Here is an 18,546-nt window from a genome sequence, read left to right on the forward strand (position 1 = left end):
TACCCTTATTTAAGCTCATAGTAAATTCGTGGGGTACGAATACACTCTAACCAAGCTCATTACAAAATGAAGTGACACATGTCACATGAATGATCGCAACAATAATTCAAGTTTCACAAAAAACCGATTGGCATCACAAAAATAAGCAATCCGCACGTCTATGTTGCATACTAATGAGACAAAAAGCGCCTTTAACGTATTACCGCTAAAGGCGCTTTTATATTAAGAATGCTCTATGTCGGTGAGCTCGATTTAGTCCGCTTTAGATTTAAATCGAAGCAGACGCAATGCGTTCAATGTCACCAATGCAGTTGCACCACTATCCGCTAAAACTGCCACCCACAAACCGGTAATACCTAACAAGCTTGTCACCAAGAATACGACCTTCAAACCAAGCGCAAGGGCTACGTTTTGACGGATGTTGTTCATGGTCGCTTGCGACAGTTCAATCATCGCTGGCAGCTCAGTTAAACGGTTATGAGTCAGTGCTGAATCCGCCGTTTCCAAAGCGACATCCGTACCACCACCCATTGCGATGCCGACATTCGCCGTTTTCATTGCTGGTGCATCATTAATGCCATCACCGACCATCGCCACGTGCGACTGTTGAGATAACTCCTCAACGTAAGATACCTTGTCGCTTGGCAATAGGCTTGCCTTGTACTGCATACCAATCTTGCTACTGATCGCTGCTGCACTGCGCGGATTATCGCCGGTCAACATGATAGATTGAATACCTAATTCATTAAGTCGTTCAATCGCAAGCTTAGCGTCACTGCGTAACGTATCTTGCCAAGCAATCAGACCAATCACCGTCGTAGCTTGCTCTGTTGATTCTTCTTGATCTTTAACCTCAAGAGCAACCACAACCGTCTTGCCCTCACCTTCTAATGCTTCTACCTGAGAAACCACATCGGCACCAAGTTCGAACGTGACTTTAGACGGTGACAGAACCTGATACTTAACACCATCAACATCCCCTTCAACACCACTACCAATCAACGCTTTCTTGTTGTGTGATTCAGGAATCTCAATATTCAGGTCTTTTACTTTAGCGACAAGTGACTGCGCCAACGGGTGAGTAGAGCCAACTTCAATCGCCCCAACCACACGCAGCATCGCGTCTTGTTGCCACCCCGATAGAGGTTGAATATCCGTAACCTGAGGCTTACCTTCGGTCAGTGTGCCTGTCTTATCGAAGGCGATGGTTTGGATTTTACCAAGCTGCTCTAGCGCTGCGCCGCCTTTAATGAGCGCGCCACGTTTCGCTGCTGCTGCTAAGCCAGAGGTAATCGCTGCAGGAGTCGAGATAACCAAGGCACACGGACAAGCAATCAACAATAGCGCTAGGCCACGGTAAACCCATGTTTCCCATGGCTGCGCAAACAACAATGGTGGTGTGATGATGACCAACAGAGCCACTACCATCATTAACGGTGTGTACCAACGGCTGAACTTATCGAGGAATCGCTCTAGTGGTGCTTTACGAGACTCTGCTTCTTCAATCAGATGAAGAATGCGATCGATCGCGTTCTCACCCTGTTTTGAAGTGATGGTGATACGAACCACTTTATCGACCACCACAGCGCCAGCCATGATGCTATTGCCTTCGATGTGTTCAACAGGAACAGATTCACCGGTTAACGCACTTTCATCAAAGCTTGCCGCGTCTGTAATCAATTGGCCGTCAGCAGGTAAACGAGAGCCCGCGGCCACTTCAATCACATCACCTGGAACCAGTTCACTGACTGCTACTTCTACACGCTCGCCGTTGATGATCTTAGTCGAGTTTTCTGGTACCAATGCCATTAGCGCTTGAACGCCACTTCTTGCTCTTGATGAAGCAAACGCTTCTAAGCGCTCACCAATCAAGAACAACAATAGAACCATCGCTGCTTCCGCAGTTTCGCCAAGGTACAAAGCACCCAGCGCGGCAACACTCATTAAGGTTTCAATAGCAAACGGTGTACCTGAACGCGCCAGCTGAACCGCTTTCTTCGCCACCGGATATAAACCAAGCAGACAAGTTACCGTAAACAAGCCTTCACTTAATTGAGGTGAGGTGATTTTTACAAGCGCCGCAAACAGCATTGCCGCTGCAATCGCGATAATCTGTAAATTAGGTTGGATATAAGCTTGCCAAAAAGTCTCAGGTTGTTGTTTTTCTTTCTTTGAACCGACTTCCGTAAGAGGGAAACCCGTTTTGATAGAGACCTGTTCAATGGTGTCAGCAAGGCTTTCATTATCGAATTTCACAACCAGCTTTTCGGTAGCAAAGAGAACCTTCGCTTGAATAACACCGTCAATATTGCTGATCGCGTTTTCTATTTTTCTTGCACAAGCTGGGCAGTCCATTCCGGCAACCAGCCAACTTTTCGAAAATTTGGCATCGAGAGATAAAGTTGAGGACTGACTGTCTTCTTCTCCACTGTCCGACGAGCTACAACAATCATCTCCAGACGATGACGGAGCAGCAGAAGAGCTACAACAACCAGATGAAGTGCCTGCTGCTGTGATGCTTGAAATTTTAGGGCTAGAGCAACTTGCTCCTGCCGCTTGAGGTTGAACGTCCACTTTTGCTGAGCGGCACGCTGCATGTTTTGCGCACATAATGTATCTCCTTAATACTCAAAAGCCTTGAGGTTGTTGCTAACTTACGAGCAACAGAACCTTAAGTTCATCAAAAGTATAAACCTTGGAGGCTACTCCAAGGTCAAGAAGAAGTTTTCAAGAAAACAAAAATATTATGCCAGCGCCGATGGCTTACTGAGATTTAAGCTCCGCACACTCTTCACGGTTAGCGGATACATCATCAATAAGAACCGCATCGTGTGAACAGAATGGCTGAGTGTTCAAGCTGACAATCGACACATCATCTTCCACTGGATCAACTTGAGATCCTTGCATCAGTTCAGCGATATGATGTCGAAGCACCAAGATACCTAAAATTCCGAACAAAACATTACCCAAAGCTTGACCATAGAGAACACCCAAAGCGCCATACCATTGCGAACCTAGATATACGAACGGCAGAGTACCTAACGTCGCTTTACCCAAATTCAATGCTGTCGAGTAAAGCGGTTTACCTAGGTTGTTGAAAGACGTGTTGGCAACAAATAGTGCACCGTTAAAGGTGAAGGTTAACGCCACATAGGTACAGAAAGCCGCCACAATGATTGCTGCATCACCTTGTAAGCTAAAGCCTTGAATGACATAACCTTGAACGAAGTACAACAGAATACAAACAGCGATGGTGTATGCCGTAGTAACCAGCAATGAGTTATTGAGTGTTTCTTTTACTCGGTCCATGCGTTCAGCACCAAAGTTCTGACCAATGATTGGCCCCACAGCGCCAGACAAGGCAAAGATAACCGCAAAACAAACTGGCGTCAGACGACCTATCACGGCAAAGCCCGCGACAAAATCCTCACCATATTGTGCGATACCCGTTGTTACAATCGCATTACCGATAGGCGTTGCGGTATTGGTGATAATCGCAGGCAGCGCAATCGCCAATATTGGTCGAATATTAATGCGCCATTGCACAAAAGAAGGCGGAGCTACCAGCTGATGGCTGCGAATAAGAGGATAAAGCGAAAAGAATAGCACCGAGAAACGAGCGACAACCGAAGCGATAGCCGCCCCTTCGATGTTCCAACCAAAACCAAAAATAAACAGAGGATCGAGAATCGCGTTAACAATGCCGCCAGACAAAGTTGCCCACATCGAACGCTTAGCATCACCTGCCGCTCTTAAGCCCGCACCCGCTGCCATCGCTAACGCCAAAAATGGACCACTAGGTAGCAAAATCTGTAGGTAAGCTTGAGCGCGTTCGGCTGCAATGCCTTTGGCGCCTATCGCGGCTAGCAGCTCTGGAATATAAGCGAACATGATTGCAGTTATGGTTGAACTGATAACAAACGCAGTCAGCATGATACTGGTGCTTAGATTTCGAGCGTGCTCTTGATTCTTGGAGCCGATGGCTTTGGACACTAATGCGCCCATGGCAATGGAAGTACCGATAGAAACGGAGGTAGAAAAGAAAGTCAGCGTACCTGCAAAGCCTACCGCAGCAGCCAATTCAACCTGTCCGAGCATACTGATAAACAGCATGTCGAGCAGATCGACCACAAATAACGCCATCAAACCGACAGAGCCAGCCCCCGACATCACCAATATGTGGCGCATCGTTGAACCTTCAACAAACTTTGCCGTTTGATTTGACATGAAACCTCCAAAAGTTGGAATACCCAAGAGCTAAAGCCTAATCAACTGTTCAACTGGCTAGGGATCCAAAAAGAAAGGATCGACCAAGAAAAGCGCTATACAGAAAAAAGGCGCTAGTGCGCCTTTTTTCAATTGAGAGTATTGAGAAAAATAATCGTTCTTAACACGCTACTATACCTGATGTTTGAAGCATTCTTCCAAGTTCTTGCCAATTGCTCTCAAAACATCAGTTCTGGTGATAATACCCACCAGTTTTCGATTATCGATCACAGGGTATGCTTTAGGTTTTCCAACCTGCATCATGTCCGCCAATTCAATAATGGATAAGTCAGGTGACACCGACAGCACTTCTTGGTACATACAGTCACCCACAAGGTGTGTGTCTTGGCAGAAGTAACTGACCTTCACAAGTTTCTCGAGTAAATCCTGCTCTGAAAGGAAGCCAATCACTTGTTCGTTATCATCGATTACGGGCCCACCCATATGGTGGCTACGCATCACTTTGTCTAACGCTAGACTTAACGGCATATCAGGAGTAAATGTCACAACCTGCTGCGTCATGTAATCTTTCACTTTAATAGAATGCATTGCGTTCTCCCTAAATACTTTGCGTCATATATTTTCTATCTTGTTAAGTTAATTGTTGTCTAAAATCTTGATTTTACTAAATGGATTTCAACAATTTTATTGATAGGCAAAACCTAACAAGACAAAAAAGTGAGACAAACAAAGGGTTGAGCACGTTTTCGAACGCCAGAAAAAAGAAAAAAAAGAGCCCTTACAAAGCCTTACTTTCCCTTGCTTAACCTTACTTAGCCGAGCTAGCCTGCGTAAATAAACCCTGTAATCTTCACCTCACTAATAATTAGAAATCCCGTTTTAGGAAGTTTATGCAACACGACAACAACATGTACGCGTATATTTACGCAGGTAACGACGGCACAGAAAACACACTCATCGCCACTATCGATAATCAAGAAAAACCGCTGATATCAAGCTGCGTTGATGAGATAAAACGCATGTCATGCTTAGCCATTGATTTAGCAGCAAAACACGACCTAAAAGTGAAGCTGGTGAAATATCAAAGAGAACAAGAGATCGACTTCGGCCTATTCGTTAAATAGTGAATCCGACACTGATTTGGTTAATCTCTAACTGGCAGCCATAGTAGCATTAGCAAGCGCAATAGCCGTGAATGGCTGCCGAATTCGACCTGACAAGCCTAACGGGTAAAGGCTATAATGATCATACGGCGCCATTGCCGATTTTCATTGTCCCAATACGGTTTACTATGTCTTCTCAAACCTCACCTAAAACGTATCTAACGAATTCCTTATCTAAGTTAAAAAGCTACTTTAGTGAGTTATTGGATTTCCAATCACGCATTTGGGTGGTTCATATCTTTGAAGACTCTATTACCGATCAGTCGTTTGTGATTAATGAAGATGGCTTTAAAGAACCGCTAGAGTGGATGAAAAAACGTGATTACCAAGCAAGAATGCTTGATCGTGTTGATAAGATGAAAATCTCACAGGTGATTGAGATTCAGTTCGAAGACAAAATGCATCGCTTGATGCGAGTGAAGTAGCTCTATTGTTTGGGCACGTACGAAAAGCCATTACTAGAAATTAAGCATAAAAAAGGCCAGCGCTCGCTGACCTTCTCTCATTGATTACAAACCACCATCTAACGCGCACAATACTCATGCCACAGGCGCACCGCTTTCTGGTATGCCTCAGTTTTATCGTGCGTTTCTGCAAAGAGAATAGCTGTCATGCTGTCGACAACGGTATTCGCCATTAGCGCCATCTCTTCAGCCGATGTGCCAAGTACACATTGACTAGGAAGTGGCAGCTCTAGGTTCATCATCTCTTCCCAGTAGAACGATTCGACTTTGTCAGGAGAGCTCATCCACACCGTTTGGCTAACTTTAGGATTATATTCCGACTCACCGTTCATCCCTTTGAATGAAATCACCGAGTGGGATTTATTGCCAATAACATGCTCAACTTCCGCATGAAGTTGTGGGAAGCCAGGATGGAAACTGCCACGCAGACCTAAACGGCCACCACCAGGATTCAATGCTCGAACTACCGTGTTAATTGGTGTTCTCAAACCGTAGCGGTGTTTCCAACCAATCATGGTTTGTGCTTCGGGCGCAAAGTTAGCTAGCGGTAAATAAGCAATGCCGTCTTGTTCAAGAATCGACTTAGCATGTTCAGGGTTCTCAGCACTTTGCACACTGACATCTTGCAAATGGCTTTCAACGTGCGTCCTACCGCTCAGCTTATCCATATAGCCATGCATTAACACTTTATAACCATTGTCAGCGAGTATTTTTGCTGCCAACAAGTTCCAAGGCTTGCCACTGGCGTTATCGTTACGTTTACCCGCGTAACACGGCCAATCAATATCGGCGCCTAAATCTGGCACTCGAGATTGAAACGCTTTTACAAAGCCAGCGATCTCTTCATTGGTTTCATTCTGCACACGAATCAGCATCAGTAGCATAGCCATTTGGTCGTCACCGACTTCTCCGCTTAAATACTCATCCATGATGCGGTAGGCTTGTTCGAACGATAAAGGCTTACGCCCTCTTTCTCCTCGTCCAACTGTACGAATACACTCTAAAATACTACTCATTGATTGTTTATTCTCTTCCGTTGATATCAATAAAATTCGAATACACTTTCGATTCTATGATACCCACAGTGCATTGCAAAGCGATTCAGTTGCTATCGACCGAATTACCAATACGCGGATTGGTGTTCTAAAAGTAAACTTACTGGTGTAAAATTAGCGTATGTAATGCTAACCGCGACATATTGAGTAGTATCCCGATGACTGTAAAAAAAACGCTGAGCCAAAGAAAACGTGAATCGATCGTTGCCGCTGCTATCGCAGAGTTTACTGAGCATGGCTACAAGGCCACCAGCATGGATAAAATATCGAGCCGCGCAGAAGTATCAAAGCGAACCGTATACAATCACTTTGCCAGCAAAGAGCTGCTTTTAGATGAGATTCTGGACAGCATTTGGAGCAAAACTCTGGCCGCGACGCATTTCCCTTATCAAGCAGAACTGCCACTTGAAGAACAGCTTTCGTCGATAGCCAATCAAGAGCTTGAGTTACTTGAGTCTGAAGGCTTCATCGACCTGTCACGCGTGTTGTTCTCAGAGTATTTCCATAACGCCGAACTGGCGCATCAAGCGATGGAAAAATATTCCCAAGCAGAAAGTGGACTTACAACCTGGGTTAAAGCCGCGTTGGCAGACGGTCGTTTAGTAGAACTAGACCCACAATTCGCCTCCACGCAGTTCATTGGTCTGCTTAAGTCTTTTGCGTTTTGGCCGCAAATCATTGGTCATGTGCCGTCACCGGATGCTGCGCACAAACAAGTGATCATTACTTCAAGTGTCGAGATGTTCCTTAAACAATATCAGGCGTGATTTTGGTGGTTGATGAGAATTCAACCACAATAAAACCATCACTAGTATCTGCTGTTATTTTCCCTATACTGCAACCCACTTTCGTCATTACGACTCAGTAAAACTTCAACTTTAGGTAACCCTATGATTACTTTCACCACCAACTTTGGCGATATCGAGATTGAACTGAACCTTGAAAAAGCGCCAGTAACGTCGAAAAACTTCCTTAAATACTGCCAAGACGGTTTCTACGAAGGCACGACATTTCACCGTGTTATTGAAGGTTTCATGATTCAAGGTGGTGGTCACACTATCGACATGACAGAAAAACCAACTCGTGCCCCAATCGTCAACGAAGCAAACCGTGGCTTGAAGAATGTGATTGGTTCTGTGGCAATGGCTCGGACTGATGCACCACATTCTGCAACGGCGCAGTTCTTCATCAACCTTGATGACAACGATTTCCTAGATCACACCTCAACAACCAATGCTGGCTGGGGTTACGCGGTATTCGGTAAGGTTTCAGCAGGTATGGATGTGGTAAACAAAATTGCGAAAGCACCAACAACCATTCGCTGGGGACACGAAGATGTGCCTTGCGAAGATATTGTGATTACAAAAGTCACTATTCGCGACTAATTCATTCACGTCCTTTCCCGCCCCTAGTGCATTCGAATTGATGGCATAAAGAAAAGAAGGCTGTGCGATAGGACTATGGTGGTAAGGGTTCGACTTTACCACCTGTATTCAAAGCTCGTTGTTAGAATAGTTACCAGCGAGAACGATAAGTACGGTGACACCCTTTGCACGTCTTATTCGCAGAATTTAACCCTTGCTCTGCACTCGACAAGTCTTGTTCAACACTCGCCTGATAAAGCTCAGAAAAGCACTTGAAGAACAACCCACACTCGGCCTTGCGCCGAGTGTTTTATTTTCGTCTCGACCATTTGATATAGCAAAATAGTGAAGCAATGATCACCGCCCCACCGAGCAACTTCTGCATCTCTACACTTTCGCCAAGCACACTCACACTTAACAGCAGCGTCCACACAGGCTCAAGAATCATGATCAATGCCGCCACTTCCATGTTCACGGAGTGCTGACCGACCGTTTGTAGCAAGTAACGAATAGACGTTGCGATCACCGCAGAGACAATAAACCAGAAGACTAAGGTTTTGGTGATTTCGAACTCCGGCTGAGCTGTCATAGAAGCAAAGGCTAAACCACTCACACCCACCACAAACAGTTGCACACAGATTGATGCGATAGGCTTGATATTGGTAATCACACGCTTGTTCATCACAAAGTGAACAGACAACAACATCGATGCTAGTAAGAAATAAATCTGACTCTGCTCAACATGCCAGCCGTTACCCAAAGTCAGCAACAGCATGCCAATAATCGCGATCGGGAAAGACATCCAAAACGCGCGATTAGGCTTAACTCGAAACAAAATCCAAGACACAAACGGTGCAATGATCATGGCTAAGCTCATGATGAATGCCCCTTCCGACAAGCTTTCAGTCACCGAAACTGCAAACACCCATACCTGCAATGAGGCAGACAACAACAAACCCACGCCGCAAAGAGACAGAATCTGCTTAAACGAAAGCTTACGAATATGGTGAATACAAAATGGCAGAAGAATAAGACTCGCGACGAGGAATCGCACACCAATGAACACTGGCCCAGGCATTTCTAATACCACCAGCTTAGATGCAATCCATCCCACCCCAGCTAGCAGGGTGGCAAATAGAAGGTAAAGCTCTCCGCGCATCGCTTTCACGTTCATCATTTTACTTAGTCCAATAACAAAAAAAGCAACCCGACTCTGCAAGGTTGCTTTTTATAAACATTCAACAGGATCGAGATACTATCTCAATACTCTGCTTCAGGCAGCTGTTTTTAGCCTGCGTATTCTGGGTAATCCGTTAAACCTTTTTCAGCACCACCGAACAATGTGTTTGGATCGTGCGCTGCAAGTGGGTAACCATTTTGAATACGAGCTGGTAAATCTGGGTTCGCAACGAATGGACGACCAAAACCAACCATGTCAGTTACGCCTTCAGCAACGGCTTTTTCGCCACGCTCGCTATCGTATTTACCCGCATAAATAAGGACACCCTCGTAGGCTTCACGAACTGCTGCTTTAAATGCTTTTGGCGTTTCAGGTGCATCGTCCCAATCAACTTCTGCAATGTGTAGGTAAACAATTTTGTATAGGTTAAGTAGTGCTGCCGCCGCTGTGTAAGTCTCTACTGGTGTAGCGTCAACCGTACCATTCAACGATGTGAACGGAGCAAGGCGTACACCAACACGGTCAGCACCAATCGCTTCAACCATAGCTTCAACCACTTCGCCTAGGAAACGTAAACGGTTTTCAATTGAACCACCGTATTCGTCAGTGCGGTTGTTTGCTTCAGAATCGATGAATTGGTTGATTAAGTAACCATTCGCTGCGTGAAGTTCGATACCATCAAAGCCTGCTTCAACCGCATTCAAAGCCGCTTGGCGATACTGTTCAACCACCTCTTTGATGTCTTGTTTCGTCATTTCACGAGGTTCAACCACATCAACAAAGCCCGGTTCATCAGTACCGTTATCGATGAATACCTTTACGTTTTGTGCTTTAAGTGCAGAAGACGAGATTGGCTGTTCACCACCAATGTTGTCTGGGTGTGTTACACGGCCTACATGCCAAAGTTGAGCGAAGATAACGCCCTCTTTTTCATGTACGGCATCAGTCACTTTTTTCCAACCAGCGATCTGCTCATCAGAATAGATACCCGGAGTCCAAGCATAGCCTTGACCCATAGGTGAAATTTGTGTGCCTTCAGCAATAATCAAACCTGCAGAAGCACGCTGAGCGTAGTAAGCCGCCATCATATCGTTTGCTGAATTACCAGGTTGCGTTGCGCGAGAACGCGTCATCGGTGGCATAACAATACGGTTTTTAAGCTCGATATTACCAAGTTGAATTGGTTGAAATAGTGCGTTTGTCATTGTTATATCCTCGATTAACCTAGTTGAATCAGTTCGATTTGGTAGCCGTCTGGGTCAGTAATAAAAGCGATATGAGTTGAGCCGCCTTTCACTGGACCCGCTTCGCGAGTGACGTTGCCACCTAGCGATTTGATTTTGTCACATGCTGCGTAAATATCTTCTACACCCAATGCCAGATGACCAAACGCGCTGCCCATCTCGTACTCATTCGTATCCCAGTTGTACGTTAGCTCGATAGTCGTGCCGCCTTGCTCATAGCCAACAAAAACCAATGTGTAGCGGTACTCTTTGTTTTCGTGGCGTTCAAGTTCCTTCATTCCCAATACCCTGGTGTAGAACTCGATAGACTTGTCTAAATCAGTAACTCGGATCATTGTGTGTAGGAATTTCATATTTCGCCCTTTTTAGCCCAGCAACCTGAGCCGATATAATCGTGAGTGGAGGTTACCCACTTCTTTGTTAGGGTTAATATACGAGCTGACAGCAAATAAATGAAATTATCATAAATTCTCATTGTGATAATTTTTTATTATAACTCACTTAATACAAGTGATTTGTTAAGAAGATATTTGGCAAACAAAAGATAGGGCGACGATCAGAAAGCGGAGCGCCAACTGTTTAGTGATTTAGACATGTCATTAGTCGTATTGATGATCTGCTCTCTCAACCACTTATGTGCCGGATCGGTGTTCTGTTTTTTCAACCAAATGAGGTAATGAGAGATAGGCTGATAATCGAAAGGCGGTTTGAACAACTGTAACCCAAGACGTTCCTGATACTGGTTCGCCATAGAAAGCGGCACAACAGTGATGTAATCAGTCTGGCTACACAGCATTAGGTTACTGGCCATAGAGCTGCCGTGAATTACAATTTTACGCGAGGATAAGTCTAACGAAGTGTAGTGAGTCAAACTTCTTACTTGGCGACGTGTTCTGGCTAAAACCGCATGTTGCTCACTGAGATATTGCGCCTCGGTGATCTCACCTTTGATCCTAGGGTGCCCATTTCGGCAAACAATCACAAACTCACTGTCGTAGAGCTTTTCGCTCATCATGCTTGAATGCTCAGGCAACACAATGTCGATCATCAAATCAAACTTCTGAGTTAATAGATCCTCATGGACTTGATCATCACTATCTGGTTGGTCATACACCTCAAGAGATAAGCCTTGGTTAGATAACTGAGAAAATCGATCGAGCAACATCCACTTTAAATGTTCGGGAACCGAAGCCACAAACCTGCGCTCTGTACTCGCTTCATCAAACCCAGCCATACCTTGAAACACGCCGTTGAGCTCGTGTATTGGCGCTTTGATTTGCTCATACAAGCTTTGCGAGTAAGCAGTAGGCACAACCCCTCGCCCACTGCGCACAAACAACTCTTGGCCAATTTCATTTTTCAGTCGGCCGAGCGCAGTGCTGATCGTCGATTGATTGGTATTCAAATGATCGGCAGCCTTACTCAAACTGCCCTGCTCCATCACCGCTGAAAACACAGCCAATAAGTTAAAATTCGGAATGTCATTACTCATGATTCAGTGCTCATTTGGCGATAGATTTAATTATCTTATCGTAAAAGCGATAGAATGAAACAACGGATGCTCATTGAGAAAACAAAACTGAGAAGGAAGCATCATATGGTAAAGAGCAAAAATGTCAGAACAACTCACTCTTTCGAATAGCTGCCACATTCGCCAGATTGGAATCTAAATCTCTTCGCTGTGCCAGTAACGCTTAATTCACCCAAACTCACCCTAGACTGGTCGGAGTATTCAATATTTCCGTCCTGCCTTATTGATACTTTTATAGCCACTTCTATGATCCAGGCTAATTAAATAGACATATTTTATAAGCCGAGTTTGAGCCTGTTCAAATAAACCCACCTCACGTTTAAGCAACCACTCAATTCATCGTAATTACGATAATTCAATATCGCAATAATGCGTAGATAGCACCAGTTACACTTCCTATTATTTCGCCAACAAATCAATTCTTAACCTAAACAGAAAACCTAAAAATGTGTAGATGATGGTGTTGCACACATCACGGAAGACGGCCTTAAAACCCAATGCAGCAAACGAACCTATCAATGGTAGACGTTACTTAAGAATGATTTCGCCAGGTGTTTTTAACACTCTATTCGCGAGAATGCGTTGTCTACGTGGTCAAAGCGATTTTTAATTGTCATCTAGTACTTTTGACTCAGTAGGTCTATACGGTTACGTGAGTTCAACACCTCTTTCAGATGTCTTCTAAAAGTCTTGTACCAAGGCTGCACTTTCTCTCTCCTTATTTAGGTTGAGATATGAACTTTATTAAAATCGTTTTCCAGAAAATCTGGGCCGTTGTGATGGTCTTGATTAAATTCTGCCTGTTTATGGCAGTGATGTTTGCTGGAGCATGGGCTCTTGCACCATTAGGCACAATCCATTCTAAAGACATCGACATGTCTCAATTCAACAATCATCCCAATGAAATGATGATGAACTTCTTCCAGATGGAGTCCTTCTCTGGTTACTTGTTCTCAGTGACCATTGCTGTGGTTTTAGCCGGTGTTTACGGCATGTGGCAGTTGCATGAACTGGGTGTGCATAAAGCAAAAGAGCACAAAAGCGCTCACGTTCAAATCGTGTTTGCACTGTCACTTTGCGGACTCTTCATCAGCAAAACATTCTGGGTTATCGCATTGGTTATCGCATTGGCGAACTGGAAACATATTGGTCAATCACTGAGTGATGTGATTCGCCGTGGTGTTCAGCCTAAACAAGACGCGACCAATACAGAGACAGCCGCAGTCCACGTATCACCTGAACAACCGGTAACAGAGCCGTCTTCAGTAGAGCAATCTTCAAAAGAACAGGCTTCAGAAGAAAAGACTCCAACAACACCATCCGCTACAGAAAAGAGGTCGCATAATGAAAGAGATGATGATTCCATACATCCTAATTGTATGGTCACTGTTTGCGACAGGCGCACTTAAGAAGAACTTCAAGAACTACACATGGGCTGCCATTGGCGGCGTAACGATTCTTGCGGTATTAGCGGTTATCTCTCGCTTGTGGGCACCCGTTGATCTAACCAACTCAACCACAGTGAAAGCACCACACGCGGTAATGTCACCGATCTTTGGCCAGCAGATCGACCAAGTGCTTGTTGAACACAACCAAATGGTTAAAGAAGGCGACGTAATTTACACACTCGTCGACATTGACTCAGCCGCAGACAAAGCAAAGATCGAATCTTCAATTGTTCAGAAAGAAGAAGAGATCAAGCAAATGAATCGCGACTTAGAGCGTGCTGAAACGTCACCTGAAATTTTCAATATGCGTGACGTAGAAAAGTACGACTCTGATCTTCGAGTGCTGCATGCTGAACTGGTGTCGTTAAAAGCCGATTTACAAAAAGTAAATTGGGCGCAAGAGAAAAAGACCATTAGAGCTGAGTTTGATGGTCAGGTATCGATAGTGAATATTGCTGAAGGTTCTGTCATGGGTAACATGCACCTCTACAACACCAGCAAAAAGTTTCTTGAGATGCGTATTTCAGACCAAACTTATGGCTATGTTCAAGTAGGAGACTTCGCTGAGTTCTTCGTTGATGCATACCCAGGCCACGTGTTCCGAGCAAAAGTACACAGCTTTAATGCCGGTACGGGAGAGTCGAGTATTTCTCCACTTCAGGGGCCACAAAGCGTCGGTCAACACGTGGTCAGAAACGGTAATGGTTTAGGTCGTACTATCGTACTTGAGATCATCGAACCAGAAGGTTACAACATCCCTATTGGTTCAACTGGCGCGGCTTGGATTTCAGCAGAAAAACCACATCCTTTCTGGGGCTTCATTGATGTTATTGGCGCAGCAACCGTTCGCCTACAATCATACAAGTCATACCTAGGTGCTTGGTAAACAATTAAGCTCTTGGTAAACGATTAGCTCTTGATAAGCAATTAAATATTCAATGATTTGGCTGTTATTCACTCGTATCACAGCCACTCATGAACTAGCGACTAATTGTAAAACAAATGCCCTGAATTTCAGGGCATTTTTGTATCTGTTGCAAGCTCATTTACTAATTGATTTAGATCAAAATTAATCGCCAATACAATCGTTTATCAAACAAATCATCGAAAAAACGATAGATTGAAATATTATTAGCGCGTAGATAGCGACCTCCCCCACCTCTATCATTTGGCTCAAGAAATCCAATTCCTGTATCCAAATATAAGGTCACTACCATGACTAATACATTCAAAAAAATGGCGCTTCCTGTTGCTATTGCGAGCACTCTACTTGCTTCTGGTTTTGCATCTGCAACGCCAACTGTAGAAGCGACATCGAAAATAGGCCAAGAACTTCAGACATCAAATGCTGCGCAATACCAAAACATTGATCTTGATGCTCGCTACAAGAGCGAGGTTCTATTCGAACACAAATCAAACATGTTCTGGGGAAAAGGCGAACGTATTCAAGTTGTTTCTAAAACAGGCGATTCTCTAGCTTACACTGCTGAGTCTGACCATGTTCACCCAATCCTCACCAAGCATGGTCGTAAAATGGACCAAGCAATCATCAAAGTAGATGACAACGTATATCTTGGTTACGGTTTCGGTCTAGATACACCCGTCATGATTGAAGGTACGGACGGCATCATCATTGTTGATCCAGGCGAGTCGGTAGAAATGGCTCAATCGGTTAAAGAGCAATTCCGTCAAATCACCGACAAGCCGGTTAAAGCAATCATTTATTCTCACAACCACATCGACCACATCTCTGGTGTGCGTGCGTGGGTGACTGACGAAGAAGTGGCATCAGGTGAAGTAAAAATCATCGCTGAAGAAGGCCTAACCGCTGCAGTGGCTAACTGGTCTTCAAACCTAGGTACTCTATTTGGTCACCGTACTTCTTACACAGGTGCTAAGCACGTAGAAGAAGGCGAGCACGGCACAGTAAACGACGGCCTTGGTCCACGCTTCATGCAAGGTGCTATCTCGTTCATCGAACCAAACCTGCTTGTACCAAGCCAAAGCCACATCGAAATCGAAATTTCTGGCGTGAAAATGCACATCGAGAACGTGCCATCTGAAACTAAAGATGAGTTAGTGGTTTACTTCCCAGACCAGAAAATCCTGCACGCGGCTGAAGTACTTCAAGGTGAGAACTTCCCTAACCTTCACACCATCCGTGGTACTAAATTCCGTGACCCATCAATGTGGTTCAAGGGCATCGACGTAATGCGTAAGTTCGACACTGAGATCATGATTAACTCTCACGGTCGTCCTGTTGAAGGTAAAGAAGCAGTAGCTGACGTACTAACGGCTTACCGTGATGCGATTCAATACACTCATGATCAAACTATCCGTTACATGAACAAAGGTATGACGCCAGACGAGCTAGTTGAAGTAGTTAAACTTCCTAAGCACCTTGCAGAACACCCTTGGTTAGGTGAACACTACGGTACTGTTGCACACGCCGTGCGTCAGATTTACGTAGGTTACAACGGTTTCTTCGAAGCGGATCCATGGCAGCTAGAGCCAATGGCTTACGAGCAACGCGCTAAAGCATTCGTAGAGATCATGGGCGGTCGTGACAACATCCTTACGACTGCACAAGCAGCAATTAAGGCTGAGAACTACACATTTGCAGCAGAAATTCTTTCTTACCCAATCACGGTAAACAAGCAAGATATGGAAGCTCGTGAGATGAAAGCACAAGCTTACAAAGCATGGGCTGCAGACCAAGTGAACATCAACTGGCGTAACTGGGCGCTCAACGCGGCGGCTGAACTAGAGAACAAACGTGACTTCTCTAACATGATCAGCTTCGCTTCTGTTGACGTTCTTACTGCACTACCAAGCAAGCAGATCTTCGACATGATGACTTCAACGCTTATCGCAGAAAACTCGTTAGACGTGAACATGATGCTAACGTACAACTTCTCTGATACGAACGAAGCATTCACTATCGAAATTCGCAACGGTATTGCTCAGTTACACGAAGAAGCAGTGAAAGGCGCAGACGTTCAAATCGACACCACTCGTGCAGTATTGAACCAAATCTTGATTGCAGGTCCAAACGCTCAACAAGTGATTGGTACCAACCTACAGTCTGGTGCATTCACGTTCTCGAATGGCGACATCAAAGGCTTCGGTCAATTCATGAGCTACTTCGATAAGGCAATGACTCCAGAAGAGATCATGCTCATCGTTCGCTAATAGCGAGCTCGAACGGTCACTCTTTGGCGATAGATCTTCGACGATGGCTCTTTGACGAAAGCTACTTAGCAAACAATCTCGCTAAATAGCTATCAATCGATTCGCTGACCGTTACATGGACGACAAACAAATACAGGGACCCTTTGTGGTCCCTTTTTTATCGTCAGGTTCGGCTGCTGCCGTCAGATTCTTAATCCTTTTACAGGTCTCGATAACCATTATGTTAAAACGATTTGCTTTGATTCTTTCACTCACCTCTTCACTCACGTTTGCCTGTGGCCTTCACCAAGATACCGGGTTTAGTTTGGTGACAGAGCCCGGTTCACTAGAGGTGTTTGGCAACGTCATCACAGCCAGACAAGACAATGAATTCAACAACCTCAATAAGCCAGATCACTTTCGACTCTTTGCCATCAAAGCTGCGCTTTCAAAACCCCACCCAAGCAAAATTGAGTTCAATTTATTCGAAGCAATTAAAGGTCATTACAGCCAAGTGAAGTTTGAGAAAGGTGTCGATGTGTCAGGCAGAGATACTTTGCCTACCGAGGAAGATCTCTTACTGATTACGGAACTCGATGTGTTCGATGCGCTAGCAACTGGCACCATCTCTTGGGATCACGCGATACTAAACGGCTTAGTGATCATCAACGGCCCACAAGATAAACGAGAACAGCTTGAAGATTGGCTTGGTGATATTTTTGAAGGGTAATAGCTTAAAGCAGAACAGATAAAATAAAGCGGAACAGATAAAAGGTCGTCAAACCCTCGGACTTCAGAACATTGAGGGTTCAACGACAAACTTAAGTCAAAAAAGCGTAGGCAACGGAATCAACTCCAGCCCCAGCACACCACTGATGCTCATTACCACCAGCAGAGAGACCTTGAAGACGGTCTTTGACCACTGGAGGTAGTTGAGGCAATCAACCTTACGAAACGTCACTTTAGTCCACATAAAACAGACTGCCGCCGACACAGCTAGGTATTCATAACCTGCGTCTCCGAGTAGGAACAGCGCCAATGAGACTGCGCCAAACGCCACCACATAGGCTTTCATGTGTTTATGTGCTTTGTCGACGCCCTCTTTCACCGGTAACACGGGAATGCCTGCATCTCGATAATCTTGTATCCGGAACATCGCGATCGCGTACGAGTGTGGCATTTGCCATAAACAGAACATCACAAACAACAATACCGCTTCAAGGCTGATGTAATTAGTCACCGCCAAGTAACCCACCAATGGCGGAACTGCGCCCGAAATACTGCCGACTAAAGTGCCGTACACCGATGCACGCTTGTACCACATGGTGTAGAAAAAGACGTAAAACACATAGCCAAGCAACACCATGACCGCAGAGATCGGATTAGCGAACTGAAACAGAAGCGCTGTGCCTAAGAGCAGTAAAACCAAGGCATAAACGAACGCGACGTCCGTATTGATGTTGCCCTGAACCAATTCTCGATTTTGTGTGCGCTTCATCTTTTGGTCGATGTCTCGATCAAAGATGTTATTCACCACACAACCTGATGCAATCACAAGTCCCACACCCGCTAATGTTGTCAGTAACAACATCGCATTGGCTGGTTCTGTTTTTGCGGCGAGGAAGAACCCCGCCGCAACAGAAATCAGGTTGCCGAAAATGATGCCCGGTTTGGTGATAGACAGATATCTTTTCAGCAT

The 18,546-nt window shown here is 44.9% G+C and carries 17 protein-coding genes and 1 pseudogene; 8 read left to right on the forward strand and 10 right to left on the reverse strand.

From position 1 onward, the window contains the following. Positions 1-252: 252 nt before the first annotated feature. The 3 genes from ACED46_RS02120 to ACED46_RS02130 form a co-directional block, all read right to left on the reverse strand. A complete protein-coding gene (locus ACED46_RS02120) occupies positions 253-2,610 on the reverse strand; it encodes a zinc/cadmium/mercury/lead-transporting ATPase (protein ID WP_371720825.1) in 2,358 nt (785 codons plus the stop codon). Positions 2,611-2,763: 153 nt separating this feature from the next. Further along, on the reverse strand, positions 2,764-4,227 hold the full coding sequence (locus ACED46_RS02125; RefSeq protein WP_017065289.1) for an MATE family efflux transporter: 1,464 nt from the start codon (positions 4,225-4,227) through the stop codon (positions 2,764-2,766). Positions 4,228-4,398: 171 nt separating this feature from the next. Continuing rightward, positions 4,399-4,815: a CBS domain-containing protein gene (locus tag ACED46_RS02130; RefSeq protein WP_017060213.1), complete on the reverse strand. Its 417-nt coding sequence runs from the start codon at positions 4,813-4,815 to the stop codon at positions 4,399-4,401. A gap of 302 nt (positions 4,816-5,117) precedes the next feature. Here ACED46_RS02130 and ACED46_RS02135 point away from each other — a divergent pair, with 302 nt between their 5' ends. Then, positions 5,118-5,351 (forward strand): hypothetical protein, encoded by a 234-nt coding sequence (locus ACED46_RS02135; RefSeq protein ID WP_017060212.1) that lies wholly within the window; start codon positions 5,118-5,120, stop codon positions 5,349-5,351. Between the two features lie 167 nt (positions 5,352-5,518). Next, complete coding sequence (locus tag ACED46_RS02140) at positions 5,519-5,815, forward strand: hypothetical protein (protein WP_050622140.1); 297 nt, start codon at positions 5,519-5,521, stop codon at positions 5,813-5,815. 98 nt (positions 5,816-5,913) lie between these two features. On the opposite strand, the gene ACED46_RS02145 is transcribed toward ACED46_RS02140, so the two are convergent. Continuing rightward, entirely contained in the window at positions 5,914-6,900 is a 987-nt protein-coding gene (locus tag ACED46_RS02145) for a glycosyl transferase family protein (RefSeq protein WP_371720826.1), read from the reverse strand. A 167-nt stretch (positions 6,901-7,067) separates the two neighbouring features. Between ACED46_RS02145 and ACED46_RS02150 the strand changes: the two genes are divergently transcribed. Continuing rightward, positions 7,068-7,676 (forward strand): TetR/AcrR family transcriptional regulator, encoded by a 609-nt coding sequence (locus tag ACED46_RS02150; protein WP_017060209.1) that lies wholly within the window; start codon positions 7,068-7,070, stop codon positions 7,674-7,676. A gap of 123 nt (positions 7,677-7,799) precedes the next feature. Further along, positions 7,800-8,294, forward strand: coding sequence for a peptidylprolyl isomerase (locus tag ACED46_RS02155; RefSeq protein WP_017060208.1), 495 nt, complete (start codon positions 7,800-7,802; stop codon positions 8,292-8,294). 130 nt (positions 8,295-8,424) lie between these two features. Here the strand turns inward: ACED46_RS02155 and ACED46_RS02160 are convergent. The 5 genes and pseudogenes from ACED46_RS02160 to ACED46_RS02180 all read right to left on the reverse strand — a co-directional run. Further along, a pseudogene (locus tag ACED46_RS02160) lies at positions 8,425-8,541 on the reverse strand (cytochrome c); the annotation flags it as partial. A gap of 42 nt (positions 8,542-8,583) precedes the next feature. Then, a complete protein-coding gene (locus ACED46_RS02165) occupies positions 8,584-9,450 on the reverse strand; it encodes a DMT family transporter (RefSeq protein ID WP_017060207.1) in 867 nt (288 codons plus the stop codon). Positions 9,451-9,560: 110 nt separating this feature from the next. Continuing rightward, a complete protein-coding gene (locus ACED46_RS02170) occupies positions 9,561-10,658 on the reverse strand; it encodes an alkene reductase (protein WP_017065285.1) in 1,098 nt (365 codons plus the stop codon). 14 nt (positions 10,659-10,672) lie between these two features. Continuing rightward, complete coding sequence (gloA, locus tag ACED46_RS02175) at positions 10,673-11,050, reverse strand: lactoylglutathione lyase (protein WP_371720827.1); 378 nt, start codon at positions 11,048-11,050, stop codon at positions 10,673-10,675. Positions 11,051-11,253: 203 nt separating this feature from the next. Further along, positions 11,254-12,189: a LysR family transcriptional regulator gene (locus ACED46_RS02180; RefSeq protein ID WP_017068098.1), complete on the reverse strand. Its 936-nt coding sequence runs from the start codon at positions 12,187-12,189 to the stop codon at positions 11,254-11,256. Between the two features lie 773 nt (positions 12,190-12,962). On the opposite strand from ACED46_RS02180, the gene ACED46_RS02185 reads away from it, so the two are divergent. From ACED46_RS02185 to ACED46_RS02200, 4 genes are all read left to right on the forward strand, one after another. Beyond that, entirely contained in the window at positions 12,963-13,637 is a 675-nt protein-coding gene (locus ACED46_RS02185; protein ID WP_371720828.1) for a magnesium transporter, read from the forward strand. Then, positions 13,573-14,562 carry an efflux RND transporter periplasmic adaptor subunit gene (locus ACED46_RS02190; protein ID WP_012604427.1) on the forward strand — a complete coding sequence of 330 codons (990 nt, stop codon included), beginning with the start codon at positions 13,573-13,575 and terminating at the stop codon, positions 14,560-14,562. The genes ACED46_RS02185 and ACED46_RS02190 overlap by 65 nt, the downstream gene beginning before the upstream one ends. 329 nt (positions 14,563-14,891) lie before the next feature. Then, complete coding sequence (locus ACED46_RS02195; RefSeq protein ID WP_371720829.1) at positions 14,892-16,868, forward strand: alkyl sulfatase dimerization domain-containing protein; 1,977 nt, start codon at positions 14,892-14,894, stop codon at positions 16,866-16,868. 220 nt (positions 16,869-17,088) lie between these two features. Next, the gene (locus ACED46_RS02200; protein ID WP_102321364.1) at positions 17,089-17,577 is read left to right on the forward strand and encodes a hypothetical protein; all 489 of its coding nucleotides are present in this window, start codon (positions 17,089-17,091) and stop codon (positions 17,575-17,577) included. Between the two features lie 96 nt (positions 17,578-17,673). Here ACED46_RS02200 and cyoE read toward each other — a convergent pair whose 3' ends face one another. Continuing rightward, positions 17,674-18,546, reverse strand: a complete 873-nt coding sequence (cyoE, locus tag ACED46_RS02205; protein ID WP_371720830.1) for a heme o synthase — start codon at positions 18,544-18,546, stop codon at positions 17,674-17,676.

Origin of the sequence: Vibrio sp. 1S139, from assembly GCF_041439475.1 — a bacterium.
In the GTDB taxonomy this organism is placed as follows: domain Bacteria; phylum Pseudomonadota; class Gammaproteobacteria; order Enterobacterales; family Vibrionaceae; genus Vibrio; species Vibrio crassostreae_C.

Bases quoted from the DNA above. Each gene is read 5' to 3' on its own strand.
- ACED46_RS02190 (WP_012604427.1), top strand. From the start codon at position 13,573: ATGAAAGAGATGATGATTCCATACATCCTAATTGTATGGTCACTGTTT.
- ACED46_RS02130 (WP_017060213.1), bottom strand. From the start codon at position 4,815: ATGCATTCTATTAAAGTGAAAGATTACATGACGCAGCAGGTTGTGACA.
- ACED46_RS02135 (WP_017060212.1), top strand. From the start codon at position 5,118: ATGCAACACGACAACAACATGTACGCGTATATTTACGCAGGTAACGAC.
- ACED46_RS02200 (WP_102321364.1), top strand. From the start codon at position 17,089: ATGTTAAAACGATTTGCTTTGATTCTTTCACTCACCTCTTCACTCACG.
- ACED46_RS02185 (WP_371720828.1), top strand. From the start codon at position 12,963: ATGAACTTTATTAAAATCGTTTTCCAGAAAATCTGGGCCGTTGTGATG.
- ACED46_RS02140 (WP_050622140.1), top strand. From the start codon at position 5,519: ATGTCTTCTCAAACCTCACCTAAAACGTATCTAACGAATTCCTTATCT.
- ACED46_RS02120 (WP_371720825.1), bottom strand. From the start codon at position 2,610: ATGTGCGCAAAACATGCAGCGTGCCGCTCAGCAAAAGTGGACGTTCAA.
- ACED46_RS02195 (WP_371720829.1), top strand. From the start codon at position 14,892: ATGACTAATACATTCAAAAAAATGGCGCTTCCTGTTGCTATTGCGAGC.
- gloA (WP_371720827.1), bottom strand. From the start codon at position 11,050: ATGAAATTCCTACACACAATGATCCGAGTTACTGATTTAGACAAGTCT.
- cyoE (WP_371720830.1), bottom strand. From the start codon at position 18,546: ATGCTGAAAAGATATCTGTCTATCACCAAACCGGGCATCATTTTCGGC.
- ACED46_RS02180 (WP_017068098.1), bottom strand. From the start codon at position 12,189: ATGAGTAATGACATTCCGAATTTTAACTTATTGGCTGTGTTTTCAGCG.
- ACED46_RS02125 (WP_017065289.1), bottom strand. From the start codon at position 4,227: ATGTCAAATCAAACGGCAAAGTTTGTTGAAGGTTCAACGATGCGCCAC.
- ACED46_RS02165 (WP_017060207.1), bottom strand. From the start codon at position 9,450: ATGATGAACGTGAAAGCGATGCGCGGAGAGCTTTACCTTCTATTTGCC.
- ACED46_RS02150 (WP_017060209.1), top strand. From the start codon at position 7,068: ATGACTGTAAAAAAAACGCTGAGCCAAAGAAAACGTGAATCGATCGTT.
- ACED46_RS02155 (WP_017060208.1), top strand. From the start codon at position 7,800: ATGATTACTTTCACCACCAACTTTGGCGATATCGAGATTGAACTGAAC.
- ACED46_RS02170 (WP_017065285.1), bottom strand. From the start codon at position 10,658: ATGACAAACGCACTATTTCAACCAATTCAACTTGGTAATATCGAGCTT.